The 13,463-nt window shown below is 39.8% G+C and carries 14 protein-coding genes; 3 read left to right on the top strand and 11 right to left on the bottom strand.

Annotated elements, in window-relative coordinates; genetic code table 11:
• Positions 1–25: 25 nt before the first annotated feature.
• The 7 genes from ABLB96_RS10710 to ABLB96_RS10680 are packed head-to-tail and all read right to left on the bottom strand — an operon-like array spanning position 26 to position 5,797.
• On the bottom strand, positions 26–763 hold the full coding sequence (locus tag ABLB96_RS10710) for an SDR family oxidoreductase (protein WP_348896609.1): 738 nt from the start codon (positions 761–763) through the stop codon (positions 26–28).
• 10 nt (positions 764–773) lie between these two features.
• Positions 774–1,259 carry an aromatic-ring-hydroxylating dioxygenase subunit beta gene (locus tag ABLB96_RS10705; RefSeq protein ID WP_348896608.1) on the bottom strand — a complete coding sequence of 162 codons (486 nt, stop codon included), beginning with the start codon at positions 1,257–1,259 and terminating at the stop codon, positions 774–776.
• A 10-nt stretch (positions 1,260–1,269) separates the two neighbouring features.
• Entirely contained in the window at positions 1,270–2,547 is a 1,278-nt protein-coding gene (locus tag ABLB96_RS10700) for an aromatic ring-hydroxylating dioxygenase subunit alpha (RefSeq protein ID WP_348896607.1), read from the bottom strand.
• Between the two features lie 29 nt (positions 2,548–2,576).
• A complete protein-coding gene (locus tag ABLB96_RS10695) occupies positions 2,577–3,104 on the bottom strand; it encodes a nuclear transport factor 2 family protein (RefSeq protein ID WP_348896606.1) in 528 nt (175 codons plus the stop codon).
• A gap of 10 nt (positions 3,105–3,114) precedes the next feature.
• Positions 3,115–3,474 carry a hypothetical protein gene (locus ABLB96_RS10690; RefSeq protein ID WP_000387554.1) on the bottom strand — a complete coding sequence of 120 codons (360 nt, stop codon included), beginning with the start codon at positions 3,472–3,474 and terminating at the stop codon, positions 3,115–3,117.
• Between the two features lie 28 nt (positions 3,475–3,502).
• Positions 3,503–4,651, bottom strand: a complete 1,149-nt coding sequence (locus ABLB96_RS10685; RefSeq protein WP_348896667.1) for an acyl-CoA dehydrogenase family protein — start codon at positions 4,649–4,651, stop codon at positions 3,503–3,505.
• A 36-nt stretch (positions 4,652–4,687) separates the two neighbouring features.
• Positions 4,688–5,797: an amidase gene (locus tag ABLB96_RS10680; RefSeq protein ID WP_348896605.1), complete on the bottom strand. Its 1,110-nt coding sequence runs from the start codon at positions 5,795–5,797 to the stop codon at positions 4,688–4,690.
• Positions 5,798–5,945: 148 nt separating this feature from the next.
• Here ABLB96_RS10680 and ABLB96_RS10675 point away from each other — a divergent pair, with 148 nt between their 5' ends.
• The 3 genes from ABLB96_RS10675 to ABLB96_RS10665 all read left to right on the top strand — a co-directional run bounded on the left by ABLB96_RS10675 (position 5,946) and on the right by ABLB96_RS10665 (position 9,542).
• On the top strand, positions 5,946–6,413 hold the full coding sequence (locus tag ABLB96_RS10675) for a MarR family winged helix-turn-helix transcriptional regulator (RefSeq protein ID WP_348896604.1): 468 nt from the start codon (positions 5,946–5,948) through the stop codon (positions 6,411–6,413).
• A gap of 411 nt (positions 6,414–6,824) precedes the next feature.
• Positions 6,825–8,174, top strand: a complete 1,350-nt coding sequence (locus ABLB96_RS10670) for an MFS transporter (RefSeq protein WP_348896603.1) — start codon at positions 6,825–6,827, stop codon at positions 8,172–8,174.
• 111 nt (positions 8,175–8,285) lie between these two features.
• Entirely contained in the window at positions 8,286–9,542 is a 1,257-nt protein-coding gene (locus ABLB96_RS10665; RefSeq protein ID WP_348896602.1) for an OprD family outer membrane porin, read from the top strand.
• Positions 9,543–9,574: 32 nt separating this feature from the next.
• Here ABLB96_RS10665 and ABLB96_RS10660 read toward each other — a convergent pair whose 3' ends face one another.
• Genes ABLB96_RS10660 through ABLB96_RS10645 form a run of 4 tightly spaced genes read right to left on the bottom strand, consistent with a single transcriptional unit; the run spans position 9,575 to position 13,408 of the window.
• Positions 9,575–10,318 (bottom strand): SDR family oxidoreductase, encoded by a 744-nt coding sequence (locus tag ABLB96_RS10660; protein WP_348896601.1) that lies wholly within the window; start codon positions 10,316–10,318, stop codon positions 9,575–9,577.
• Between the two features lie 14 nt (positions 10,319–10,332).
• Positions 10,333–11,031, bottom strand: coding sequence for a histidine phosphatase family protein (locus ABLB96_RS10655; RefSeq protein ID WP_348896600.1), 699 nt, complete (start codon positions 11,029–11,031; stop codon positions 10,333–10,335).
• Complete coding sequence (locus tag ABLB96_RS10650) at positions 11,028–12,149, bottom strand: phosphotransferase family protein (protein WP_348896599.1); 1,122 nt, start codon at positions 12,147–12,149, stop codon at positions 11,028–11,030. The genes ABLB96_RS10655 and ABLB96_RS10650 overlap by 4 nt, the downstream gene beginning before the upstream one ends.
• Before the next feature lie 17 nt (positions 12,150–12,166).
• On the bottom strand, positions 12,167–13,408 hold the full coding sequence (locus ABLB96_RS10645; RefSeq protein ID WP_348896598.1) for an acyl-CoA dehydrogenase family protein: 1,242 nt from the start codon (positions 13,406–13,408) through the stop codon (positions 12,167–12,169).
• Positions 13,409–13,463: the final 55 nt, after the last annotated feature.

Genomic DNA, 13,463 nt, shown 5'->3' with positions numbered 1-13,463 from the left:
CCCTTTTCATGCGTAAGCTCATGGCTTAACGCATGAATAAACCACCGTTAATATCCCATGTTGCACCAGTCACAAACCCCGCATTTGGACTCGCAAGTAAGCCACACGTTTCGGCAATAAAATGCATACTTCCTAAGGCTTTAACCGGAATATTTTGGATGAACTGTTCCATTTTTTCGTCTGGCACTACACTATGAACAATCGGTGACTCCATCGGTCCCGGTGCAACCGCATTGACCGTTACCCCTTTTGCCGCAAACTCTTTGGCAAAGATTTTGGTTAACGTCACAATGGCACCTTTGGTTGCTGCATAGTGCGCACCCGTTGCAGTACCACCATTTTGTCCCGCTAAAGACGCCATATTAATGATGCGTCCATAGCCCTTTTTAGCCATATATTGGCCAATAATTTGACAAGCTTGAAAGGTACCGCGTTGGTTGACTTGGGTCACCCAATCAAAGTCCGCTGCGGTAATTTCTAATACTGGCGTTGCTTTGGTGACGGTGGCATTGTTAATCAACACATCAAGTTTAGAAAACTTCTCTTCAATCCACTGCACCGCCGCATGAAAATCTGCTTCGACAGAAATATCTAATTTCAAGGGAAACATATTTTGGGCATACTGACTTTGTGCCTTGGCATTTTCGGCTTTTTCCAGCGTACTGGCTGACAAAATCACTTGATGGCCTTGGCTCGCAAAATATTCTGCAATGACATTACCGAGTCCAGAAGCAGCCCCTGTCACTAAAACAACCTGTATCATGTTACTGCTCCTAAAGAATGTAGCTAATACCGGCTAAGGTATCGGTCGAATTAACCAAATTAATGATTTTACGGTTAATCTTAAAACCTGTAGTCGCATCACGAGTCAAATGGTAAGTAATATCTGCGGTGTAATGCTTGAGGTTTTCTTTACGGAATTCACGTAAGTTTTGAGCACAACGTAAAATGATTTCATCATCTTGGTCTTGAACAATGCGTACACGAGAGACACTACGCACAGTATTTGCTTTCGGTGCTGTAGAAATCGCTTCACCATTTTCTAGACGTTCTACACGTAAAGTACGCATATGATTATCGTCATAGGCATAATTTAAGTTGTTTTCGTAGTCCGTAAGATTTGGGTCAATAGGAATAATATAAACACCCTTTTCATTCCATAAATTGAGCCATTCACGGTATTCGCTGTGGTCTAACATGTCAGCTTCAGCCCAGATGAAAGCAGTGACTTCATTTAATAATTGCAGATTCATATTCATTGCTCTCTCCTTAAGCCGTCATCATCTTTTTCCACTGCTGATAGGCAGCACGCATACCTGTTTCAGCACTGACATCACTTTTTAAACCATCTTCGGTTTTGACTTCACCTGGTAAACCACGGTTCAACATGATCCATAAATTATTACCAGCATTGGCGCCGTGTTGTACGCGCTCCCAAGCTTCTGAGTCATCTGGCGTACCAAAGCCAAATGGGCCTTGGAAATGTTCATGCAAACGTAAGCGATATTGGTTGGCAATTTGCGGACCACCATCCATCGTAATTACCGAGTGATGAATTTCTGTTTCAGCAACTGAAATTGGCTGTAACACACGAAAGAACGCCATCGAACATGCAATATTCGGGAATAAATTTAAGTTAAAGCCAGAACCACCGACTGCACGAACAATACGGCGTACTTCTAATTCTTCATGACCTTCATCACGCAGTGCTTGAGCCAAGTCTTCAAAACGCTCTTGAATTGGTCGCTCCATTAAGTCTTCTTCTAAATCGACTAGATCAGGAATCATCACCATCACACTGTGACCATTTCCTAAATCTTCAACAAAACCCGGTTGGTTTTCGAAGTTAAAGAGTTCTTCTGTCTTTTCATCGACAGAACTTAAGAATGACTTGTGTACCAACGGGAAGTGATATGCATCGGTGGTATTTTCAAGCTGGATTTTCCAGTTACCCGGAAAACGGAAACGGTGTTCACCCAATACCTTAATTGGATAACCCGCACCTTGTTTCATAAACAGGTCAATCCATTTTTTTGCTGGCCCAAGGAACTCTTCAAGCGGTTGAATGTCTTCTTTAAATGAAGCGAAGATCATGCCGTTATATTCTTCTACGCGTAGGCTCACCAACGGTAATTCAGACTTATCTAAACAATCACCATAACTTTCCGGAGATGGTACACCACGTAAACTACCATCAAGTGCATAACTCCAACCATGATACGGACATACAAAACTGTTGGTTTTTCCTTTTTTATGTTCACATACAGTTGCTGCACGATGACGGCAACGGTTTAAAAGTACATGGACTTTCTTTTTACGGTCACGCACCACAACCACAGGCTGTTTACCAATATTAATCGTTTTATAGCTTCCGCCTTCCGGAATTTCGCTCGCATGTGCAACCCACACCCAAGTGCTATAAAAGATTTTTTCCATTTCTTCATCAAAAATGCGTTCATCTTTATAAAGAGAAGTATGAGCACGGTCACTTTGAACCAAAGCATCGTAATCAATGCCAATGTTATGCGTTGGGATAATACTGTTCATATCAATAGTCCTTTTAAATATGTCCTGGGTCATTCCTGGGAAGGTACCGGCAATTCGGCTTCACTGTGCCAATGCGATACGGGACGACTGAAAATATTCTGTGTTTGGAAATGTTTAATTTTCCATGTTCCATCTGCTTGCTTTTGAAACTTCACATTGAGTTTTGCTGTATTTAAATGACTACGACCATCTTTAAAGGTTGAAGTCTGCAACATCAGCCATGAAGCATTTGCATAGCCTTGGTTTACATAAATTTGTTCTGAATTTACAAAGTGTGCATTCATGACAAAGTGAGATTCTTTTTGGGTATAGCTTTTAAACATGTCGTAAATCGACTGCCAAGAATCATAACGACCAAAGGATTTGGCATATTTCTCACCAACACCTTCCCAAATACAGTCTCGATCAAAAAGATTCATCAGCTCATCAAGGTCTGTATTTGCATTAAGCTCGTCGCAGATTTCCATATAACGGTTCAGGCAGTTGCGAATGGCGTTATGCGCTTCTAACTGCTCTAGCCGCTCTATAATTTCTGCCATATTCACTTTGTCAGTCATTACGGTCGCCTTAACGTTGGATAATCAATTCGCGCCCAACACGAGCTTCAACTTTGCAATATTTCCAAAGTTTGTATGGACCTTCACCCACCACCGTTGTTCTAAACAAGTTACAAGCGGCATGTACGGTTTCAATATCCGGAACATCTGCAAGCAAATACGTCGTCCAAGGCCAGCCCGCACTTGGGCCAACCATGCTTTGATCATCATCAAGATTTCCAAAAACATGCACGCCCGGTAAGTCATGAATGCCATTCCACATTTCACCAAATGCTGCCCAAACTGCTTTTGCTTCAGCAGGTTCTGCATCAAAAAAGTTTTGGTTAATACCCATGCAGAACAAAACGCGTAATGATTTTTTAGCTTCCATCTCAATATCCTTTTTTAAAAATTAAAACTTATAAATAACCTGGGGTTGGCTTTAACCCGAAACTGATTGAGCCTGCATTTTGTAAGGTCGCATCGCCCATAAAGGCATGCTGGGTCACCACGTTGGTGTCATTTACAAAACGGCTAAATGGATTGTTGGTATAGATTGCTGTCATACCCGCGAGCATTTGCATTTTTCGGGTGACTTTGGCGCATACTCGAGCTGCATGGGTACATGCCAGACGCATATCGCTAATTTGTTCAGCAGTTGCTTCACGTCCTGCAATAATTTCATTCCAGACAATATCCATAGTTTGATAAAACCAAGATTTTGCAGCCTGAAACTCTGCATCAGCTTGAGCAAACTCATATTGAGTCACTGGGCGGTTTGCAATTTCTGATCCACCCGTAATAGATGCTTTACCCGGTGCTAATTTTTCAAATTCTTCTAATGCGGCAGCTGCAACACCAATACCCACCACCGTTAATACTTGAGTCGCTAAAGACAGTGACGGATATTTAAAAAATGGTTCGCTTAGTTTTGAAGGTTCGCCACGTACAAAGGTCCATTTCTTTTCAACCAATACATCTTCGACGACTAAGTCATGGCTTCCCGTGCCTTTTAGGCCAACAGTGTCCCAAGTCATTTCAATCTTTGCTTTGTTTGCAGGCATCACTGCCATGCGTGGTAAGCCCTGCATTTCGTTGTTTTTAAGCGGTGAAATCCCTACACCAACAATGTCTGCTCCCATACAGCCGCTGGAGAATTTCCAACGTCCACGAACCACGACACCTTCATCGGTAATTTCAGCAGGTTGCGGTGGAAAAATGCCTCCGGCAAACACCACATCTGGTCCGTTTTGATACAACTCTTTAAGCGTTTCTTCTGGCAAACTTCCTAAATACGCAGGGCTCATACCGAAACTTGCCACCCAACCCACTGAACCATCAGCTTTAGATAAAGTTTCAATCAATTCACAAAACTGTCGTGGTGAACATTCATCACCGCCAAAACGTTTTGGAACCAATGCACGGTAAACACCGATTTGCTTAAGCTTTTCGATAACGTCTTGGCTCACATACGCCTGATTATCGAATTCACCACTACAGGCACGCTCACGAATTTCTTGACACAAAGCATCTAAGTCAATTGCTTTGTCTTGAGAAGCAAACTCCATTTTAGACAACTTATTCATTATCTAACTCCTTGTAATTTATTGCATTGCATCAACACAAAATTTAGCTATTGCACATAACTGCTCATCTTTTTGATGCTTAGATACGATCTGTAAGCCCACAGGTAAACCTTCACTGGTTTCAAGTGGCACTGAAATGGCTGGATGTCCTGATAAATTAAATGGTCGAACTAAACTGGTAAGATTCAAAAAAGCGACCGTGTTTTCAGCTTCAGAAACTTTAGGTGGAATCTGTGGAAGTGTGGGTAAAATCAATGCGTCATATTTTTCTAATAGTGCATCGAGTTCTTGGGTGAGCTGCTCTTTCACAACTTCTGCTTGTTTGACTTGCTCTAAAGTGGTGTGTGCAGCTTTTAATAAACGTCCATTTACATCAGAGCCGATCAAACCGGTTTGAGTTAACTCACCAAAAGCTTGCCAGTTTTCATAATTAATAATCTGCATGCCAGCATCAAAAGCAGCTTCAAAATGTTCAACTTTTTCTAAAGTGTTCTGTAAATTGGCTTTTTGAAGTGCTTTATTAATGCAATTCCAAACCACCTCATCTGCTTTTACATCCAACACAGCAAGTTTTGGTGCGCTAGTAATTTCTGTAGGTTTGAAAGTTGGATCAATAATTTGCATGGCTTTTTCAATCATCTCGACTGAATTTGCAAAAGGACCAACGCAATCTAAAGAGCTTGATGGCGGATATACACCTTTTCTGCTGACACGACCAAAAGTCGGTTTTAAACCAAAAACTCCGCAGCACGCAGCGGGCATACGAATAGAACCACCAGTGTCCGTTCCTAAAGTAAAATCAGCCTGTTTCGCACCAACTGCCGCGGCTGAACCACTCGAAGATCCACCTGGAATAAGATCAGGATATTTAGGATTAACTGGTGTACCAAAAGCGTGGTTAATGCCTGTAATACCAAAAGCCAATTCGTGCAAATTTGTTTTGGCAATAATTTCACAATCAGCTTTTAAGATATTTTTGACCACCTCAGCATCGTCTTGAGCAGGTTCAACGTCTATTAAAGCTCGACTGCCAGCAATGGTTTTTAGACCTTGAATATCAATTGTGTCCTTGACCATTACCTTGAGCTTGCCACTTCCTTTGTGCACGCTTTGACTAACAATATTCATTCACTTTTCCATGTATTTTTATTCGTTATTTAAAATATCAGAAAATTTAATGGAATTGTCAAGTATTTTTTCTAAATCGTACGCAAGGAAATATGCAAAAATTTGTTTATAATAGAATTCTTCCTTTTCACTAAGTTATTGCTTAGCTATGCTTGATCATTTAGAACAATTTCTTCCTAATAAAGAACCGTCGAGTATTCAAAATTTCCCTTTTTTTTGGGTTTCCCAAGTGAATGGAAAATATTCACAACTCATTGAAAAATCAATAAAAAAGCTAGGTATTGATAATACGCGCCGTAAAATTATTTTAAGTACCAATGCTTTAGGCGAAGCGAGTATTACCGATATTGCCAATCTTTCTACCTTAAAGCTAACCACCGCAACAAAGGCGGTATATCGCTTAGTAGAAGATGAGATTGTGGAAGTCTACTCCTCTACCACAGATGAACGGATTTCGATGGTAAAATTAACTGCCAAAGGTGTTGAGCTGGTAGAACAAATTAACCAGATTAGTATTGTGACCTTAGCGGGTATTCTAAATGCCTTTTCTGAAGACGAGCTTCATAATTTAAATCACCAATTAAAGAAATTATTTGATCTTATGCCTTCAAGCTAACTTCATCTAAATTTTAAAAAGTAACTAGAATGTTTGAACACTTTCTAGTTACTATAAAATTAATAATATTTATCAAAAACTTAAAATAAAAAAATATTTATTCATTTTATAAAGTTACTCTATCTTCCAAATTTTTTAGTTGTTTTAAATACCTATTAGGTATTCAAACATACTCATTAAGTAATGGAATTTTACATATAAAAAGAAAATAATATTTCCATCATATTGCAAATCAAAGCCTCTTCTTCAATTACTTTTGTCTTTATATATGGATTGTATATAAGGCCATTCTCTAATCAAAAGGCTATTTATTATTCACAGCATTGGGGGGAAACCAAATTATCTTGCACGAATAGTAAAAAGCCGAGATTCAACTTCTCTAAAAGAGTTTTATACATAAGGATTAAGTGTATGAACCAAATTGATCTTGCTGTTGAAAGGACACAAAAGAAAAGCAACGCCTATGCATGGTACGTGGTCGTACTGTGTATGTTGGCATATATATTTTCATTTATTGACCGCCAAATACTGGCACTGATGATTGAACCCATCAAAGCGGATCTTCATCTTTCAGACACACAATTTAGTCTGTTACATGGACTTGCCTTCTCACTTTTCTATGCTGTGATGGGGCTACCACTCGCCTATATTGCTGACCGCTTCTCACGCCCAAAACTGATTTCAATCGGGATTATTATCTGGAGTCTCGCAACTGCGACTTGCGGTTTGAGTAAAAACTTTATTCAACTTTTTTTAAGTCGTATGGCTGTTGGTGTCGGTGAAGCAGCCTTGTCTCCTGCTGCATATTCAATGTTTAGCGATATGTTCAGTAAAGATAAATTAGGTCGCGCTGTAGGCATCTATTCGGTTGGCGCTTTCTTAGGTGGAGGTATTGCCTTTTTAGTCGGTGGATATGTCATTAACTTACTTAAAGGTGTGACACTCATTGAAGTTCCACTATTAGGTGCACTTAAAGCATGGCAAATTGCCTTTTTTGTGGTCGGTTTGCCCGGCATCATTATTGGTCTGCTATTTATTTTGACAGTCAAAGACCCTGCCCGTAAAGGTCAAAAACTTAACCAAAATGGACAAGTTGACCAAGTTAAATTCACGCAGTGCCTACAGTTTATAAAAAAACATTCGAAAACCTTTGCATGTCATTATTTAGGTTTTACCTTTTATGCAATGGCACTGTATAGCCTAACTAGCTGGACACCTGCATTTTATATTCGCAAATTTCAACTTGCGCCGACTGAAACAGGTTATATGCTTGGCACGATAATGTTGGTTGCAAATACATTAGGCGTGTTTTGTGCAGGTTGGTTAAATGACTGGTTTATTAAAAAAGGACGTCAAGATGCGCCAATGATTACAGGTGTGATTGGCATTGTTGGTCTGATTGTTCCAATTGCCTTTTTTACCCAAACCGATCAACTGTGGCTTTCAATAAGTTTACTCATTCCAGCCATGTTCTTTGCATCTTTTCCTCTCGTCATTTCGGCAACTGCCCTACAAATGCTTGCACCAAACCAATTTAGAGCACGCCTTTCCGCCCTGTTCCTTTTGGTCAGTAACTTAATTGGACTCGGTATTGGTACAACATTGGTCGCCATGATTACAGATAAAATTTTTGGTAACCCATTAATGGTGGGGTCGTCTTTATCTATTGTGGGTGGCCTGTCTTGTGTGCTGGCTTTAATTCTGCTTTTCAAAGGCTGCAAATTCTTTAGTGAAAGTATGCAACTTGAAAAATTGCATTAATTGACGTTAGCCAGTTAAACAGTGCTTCCTTTAAATCATTCAGGGAGCACCATACAAATATTTTACAATACGTAATGCCTAGGATTGGCGCATCTATTTTGGAAATGGATTATGGAATTATTACACCGCTTTAACCCACATACTTTAGCTATTGCGACTTTATTATTTATGGGTGGCAACACATGGGCTGCGAACCCGAATCAGCAAACTGAAGATGAATGGAAGTTCACTTTAAAAAATGCCTATATCAACCGTGACTTTGACAACGATGCCATAAAAGATACTGGCAGTTGGTCTCAGGCAGCATCTTTATTTTATAAGTCGAAAATGCATGACACCCCATTAGTCATAGCAGACAAACCCATTACCATTGGTGCCGATGCTTCAGTTCAGTACGCCGTACGCTTAAGTTCAGACAAACATGTCGCCGACACAGTTTTGCCTTTTAATAAAGAAACTCAGTCGCAAGCATCTGACTATCTAAAATACGGCGCGACTTTAAAACTGGGCTATGACAAAACACTTTTAAGTGTAGGTGAACTTTGGTTAGATTTACCTGTAACGGCTGTCGATGCTAGTCGTCAGTTACTCACCTCTTACTGGGGAACCAATCTTAAGTCACAAATTTCCGATCAGCTTTATGCAGAAATTGGACGAGTTGAAAAAGTCTCGCCACGAAATGAAGAAGACTTTAAAAAGTTTTCCTTTACATCAAATGGAATCACCAAAGAATCTGATGGCCTTAACTATATTGACTTACGTTACCAATTTACGCCGTCATTCAAGGGTGAATATTACTTTGGTAATTTAGAAGATCTTTATAACAAGCATTATGTGGGTCTTGAACATACATGGAAACAGCCAACTTTTGCCCTCACTTCTAAGTTTAAATACTTTAATGCAAAAAATGATGGGCATACCTTTAATATTGATGCTCAAAATATTGGCTTACTTGAAACCGTCAAAGCAAAAAACCACACTTTCGGTTTGGGTTACCAACAAATTATCGGTGAGTCGGCTTATCCACTACCTGATGGTTTCTTACCGGAAACATACTTTATTAACTGGAATGCGACTGGATTCTTTAAAAAACATGAAAAGTCTTACCATGTGATGTATGGCTACGACTTTAAAGATTATGTGCCGGGCTTAAATGCGATGGTGAAATATGTTTACGGTAATGACTTTAAAGCAGCTAATGGTGAGAAAAACCATGAAACCGAGTCGAACGTGATTTTAAACTATGCGTTTCAGCAACCCTACTTAAAAGGCTTTGCCCTGCAATATATTCGTATTGATTACAACGTAAAACACGGCAATGACTTTGGTGAAGACCGCTTATTTGTCAATTACACTAAAAAATTTTAAAAAATACCCCCTAAAATTTAGGGGATAATTCTTTATCCTAATTTATTAACTAATCTTAAAGGCAAAACTTTCATGGCAATACTCATTGGTAACCATGGCCACTGCGGTACATAAGCTTTTACAGGTTGTTTTTCTATAGCTTTGACCAAAGCCTTACAGCCTGTTTTTGCATCTACTTCAAATGGTAAATGTTTAGCTCCTTCGTTCATTTCAGTACGAATGTAACCCGGGAAAATTGTAGAGACTTTAATTGGTGTATCCAATAATTCAGCACGAATACCTTCAGCCAAGTGAGCCACCGCAGCTTTACTTGCCGCATAAGTTGATAAGTGTTTTGGCAATCCACGCATCGCACTCATGGATGACATGACAACTAAATGGCCAGCATTTTGTTCTCTAAAAATTTCAATCGCTGCCTCACACTGTGCTAAAGCAGAAATAAAGTTTGTTTCAGCGGTTGCCTTATTAATTTCAAAATTACCTTTACCAATGCGGCGACCATTTCCGACTCCCGCATTTACAATAATTCGGTCTAAGTAGCCAAATTCTTGTTTAAAGGCGCGAAATACTTCAAAGACCTGATCGTAATTCGTGACATCCAGGCTTTTTGCAAGCACCTTAATGCCATACTCAGTTTCAAGTTCAGTTTTTAAAGTCTCTAATCGGTCTAAACGGCGTGCACAAATTGCCAAGTTATAGCCTTTGGCTGCAAACTCATGAGCCATACCCGCACCAAGACCAGAGCTTGCACCTGTAATCAAAATTGTCTTTGCCATGTTTTTATCCTTTTTTAAATCCATGTCAGTAAATCGGGACGCTCAGCTTTTATAAAATGATGTTCATTTAAACTTAAAACCTGAGGTTCATTTCCAACTAAACGCAAAGTGGTGAGGCTTGTGTTCGCAATTGCCCAATTTAATGCAAAAGTTCGATTGGGGTTAAGTTCAAGCAATTTGCCAATTGCTACAGAAATCACACCGCCAGAAGTAAAAACGATTGCATAACGAGGTTTGGTTTTGGCCAAATCATCGCAGAGCTGCTGCAATGCTGTTTCGACTCTTTCTTTAAAGTGTGGCCAAGACTCATCATATTCATGATGAAAATCGCCATCTGTCCATCGTCCAATCGCACCTTCAAATATTTTGGCAAGGTAGGCACGCGGGTTTTGTTCTTTTGCTACGTCAGCTCTTAACAACTCAGGTTGTTCAAAACGCGGTTCATAACGGGCAAATACCTGCTGATGGTTAAACTCATTCCATAAATTATTATGATGAATTACTGTCTCAGGAAAGCATTCTGATAGTGCGAGTTTTGCAGTTTGTTCATGACGTTGCATGGTTCCAGCCACAACATAAGGCTGTTCTTTCAATATTTGCTTAAAATAACGGCCTAATAAAGTTGCTTGAGCCTCACCATTTTCAGACAGCTCATCATAGTTACTTTTACCAAATGATGCCTGTCCATGTCTTACCAGATAAATTGTGGTCATTTTCTTAAAATACCCTGTATTTTCTGTATGTATTGCTGAGCAAATTCGGACTCTTGCAATTTTTGTTGCCCAATAAGTTTTAAAGCTCGGATATGCAGCGCATGAATCACAATCCAGAAATCTTTAAAAGCAGGATTTCGGGTTTGTTTATGGTAATAACGGTAATAGATTTGCTGAGCAATCACTGCTAAACGGAATACACCAAAGACTTCATAAAAAGCCCAGTTTTCAGGTTTTAATCCTGTTTTTTGCAAATAATAGTCAACCACTTCTTTTCGAGAAAACATTCCCTTTAAATGGGTAGGCTGACGGCGTGTCGATCTAAAAATCATATTGTCCGTAGGCTCAACCCAATAGGCTAAGGCACTTCCCAAGTCCATTAATGGATCGCCCAAAGTCGCCATTTCCCAGTCCAGCACACCAATCACTTTAGTTGGGTGCTCAGCGTCTAAAATCACATTATCAAATCGCCAATCGTTATGAATAATGCAAGTGGTGGAGTCTTGGGGAATATTATCGTTTAGCCATTTTCGTACATATTTAAATGAAGGAACATTGAGTGTGCGAACTTTTTCATAACGCTTATCCCAACCTTCAACTTGTCTACGACAATACCCTGCACCTTTGCCTAGTTCAGCTAAAGGCGTATTTTCATAAGGAACTTGATGTAGCTCAATCAATTTATCAATGACATTTACACAAAGCTGGTGTACATCATCTTCATTAAAACCAAGTTCAGGTGGTAATTTTGCGCGAGGAATAATGCCTTCAATGCGCTCCATGACATAGAAATCACAGCCAATGACCGATTCATCCTGACAAAGCGCTACCATTTTAGGAAGTACTGGATAATAAGGTGCAAGATTTTTCTGCACCATATATTCACGGGCCATATCGTGGGCCGACTTCGCTTTCGTTCCTTTTGGAGGACGTCTTAAGATTAAATCGGTATTTTCATACTTTAAACGGTAAGTCCAATTCGACGCCCCACCTGTATATTGAGTAACGATTGCTGGGCCGACTAACTCAACGCCTTGTTTTTTTAACCAGTTTTCAACAGCCCCAATATCAAGTTCTTCACCTTGACGTACTTCACCGCCTATATCAATTACCGACATATTCACTTCCTCTAAACTTATACTTTTTTATAACGACCATAACCACGTTTGGCTAATTCTAATTTGGCAATCATGCCTTTATGTACTTCATCTGGTCCATCAGCTAAACGCAAGCTACGTGCTTGAGCAAAGAAACCAGTTAATGGTGTATCTCTTGAAACGCCCGCACCGCCATGTAGCTGAATTGCCATGTCGACTACTTTTTCTAAAACACTCGGAGCGACCACTTTAATTGCAGATATTTCTGTTAAAGCGGCCATATTTCCTAAAGTATCCATTTTATAAGCAGCATACAAGGTTAAAAGTCTGGCTTGGTCTATGGCGACACGAGCATCCGCTACTCTTTCCAAGTTACCACCGAGTTTTAAAATTTCTTTGCCAAACGCCGTTCTAGACATGCCTCTATCAATCATAAGTTCTAGAGCTTTTTCAGCAGCCCCAATACAACGCATACAATGGTGAATACGTCCTGGTCCTAAACGACCTTGGGCAATTTCAAAACCTTGTCCTGCACCGCCAATAAAGTTATCAAGTGGCACTCGAACATTATTAAAATGAACTTCACCGTGTCCATGCGGTGCATCGTAGTCACCAAACACAGGTAACATACGCTGAATTTCAACACCCGCCGTATCAATTGGCACTAGTACCATGGAGTGTTGATGATGTCGGTCTTTAGTTTCATCTGGTGTATGTGCCATAAAAATAATGACTTTGGCATTTGGGTCACCTAAGCCAGATGACCACCATTTTTTGCCATTTAAAACAATTTCATTACCATCGATGAGCGCAGTCGCTTGCATATTGGTTGCATCGCTTGAAGCAACATCCGGTTCAGTCATACAAAAAACAGAGCGAATTTTTCCGTCCAATAAAGGCTGTAACCATTGCTGTTTTTGCTGCTCACTACCATAGCGCCATAACAACTCCATGTTTCCTGTATCTGGTGCATTACAGTTAAAAACCGTAGGTGCCAATAAACTACGACCAGTTAATTCGGCAATATGCGCATATTCTTGAACTGTTAACCCTGCACCTAGCTTATCATCGGGTAAAAACATATTCCAAAGACCAGCTTGCTTTGCTTTAGTTTTCAGAGTTTCTAAAAGTTCAGGCCACTGCCATTTTTTCCAGTTTCCATCCGGATTTAACTCATGAACTTCTTCCCAAAATTTTGCTTCGACAGGTTCTATTTCTTCTAAAATAAATTTTCTGGTTCGCTCGGCAAAATCTTGAGCTTTCTTTGAGAGTTCAAACATTATTTTTCCTTAACATCATTATCTTGTCTTTACATCAACATAACTTGAAACTTAA

The sequence above is a fragment of the Acinetobacter sp. XH1741 genome, assembly GCF_041021895.1.
GTDB lineage: Bacteria > Pseudomonadota > Gammaproteobacteria > Pseudomonadales > Moraxellaceae > Acinetobacter.
Note: the sequence above shows the minus strand (reverse complement) of the source record. Positions and strands in the feature narration are given on the sequence as shown.

What these genes read in the sequence shown, in the direction of transcription:
- ABLB96_RS10710 (WP_348896609.1), bottom strand. Translation starts at nt 763, where the DNA reads ATGATACAGGTTGTTTTAGTGACAGGGGCTGCTTCTGGACTCGGTAAT.
- ABLB96_RS10705 (WP_348896608.1), bottom strand. Translation starts at nt 1,259, where the DNA reads ATGAATATGAATCTGCAATTATTAAATGAAGTCACTGCTTTCATCTGG.
- ABLB96_RS10700 (WP_348896607.1), bottom strand. Translation starts at nt 2,547, where the DNA reads ATGAACAGTATTATCCCAACGCATAACATTGGCATTGATTACGATGCT.
- ABLB96_RS10695 (WP_348896606.1), bottom strand. Translation starts at nt 3,104, where the DNA reads ATGACTGACAAAGTGAATATGGCAGAAATTATAGAGCGGCTAGAGCAG.
- ABLB96_RS10690 (WP_000387554.1), bottom strand. Translation starts at nt 3,474, where the DNA reads ATGGAAGCTAAAAAATCATTACGCGTTTTGTTCTGCATGGGTATTAAC.
- ABLB96_RS10685 (WP_348896667.1), bottom strand. Translation starts at nt 4,651, where the DNA reads ATGGAGTTTGCTTCTCAAGACAAAGCAATTGACTTAGATGCTTTGTGT.
- ABLB96_RS10680 (WP_348896605.1), bottom strand. Translation starts at nt 5,797, where the DNA reads ATGAATATTGTTAGTCAAAGCGTGCACAAAGGAAGTGGCAAGCTCAAG.
- ABLB96_RS10675 (WP_348896604.1), top strand. Translation starts at nt 5,946, where the DNA reads ATGCTTGATCATTTAGAACAATTTCTTCCTAATAAAGAACCGTCGAGT.
- ABLB96_RS10670 (WP_348896603.1), top strand. Translation starts at nt 6,825, where the DNA reads ATGAACCAAATTGATCTTGCTGTTGAAAGGACACAAAAGAAAAGCAAC.
- ABLB96_RS10665 (WP_348896602.1), top strand. Translation starts at nt 8,286, where the DNA reads ATGGAATTATTACACCGCTTTAACCCACATACTTTAGCTATTGCGACT.
- ABLB96_RS10660 (WP_348896601.1), bottom strand. Translation starts at nt 10,318, where the DNA reads ATGGCAAAGACAATTTTGATTACAGGTGCAAGCTCTGGTCTTGGTGCG.
- ABLB96_RS10655 (WP_348896600.1), bottom strand. Translation starts at nt 11,031, where the DNA reads ATGACCACAATTTATCTGGTAAGACATGGACAGGCATCATTTGGTAAA.
- ABLB96_RS10650 (WP_348896599.1), bottom strand. Translation starts at nt 12,149, where the DNA reads ATGTCGGTAATTGATATAGGCGGTGAAGTACGTCAAGGTGAAGAACTT.
- ABLB96_RS10645 (WP_348896598.1), bottom strand. Translation starts at nt 13,408, where the DNA reads ATGTTTGAACTCTCAAAGAAAGCTCAAGATTTTGCCGAGCGAACCAGA.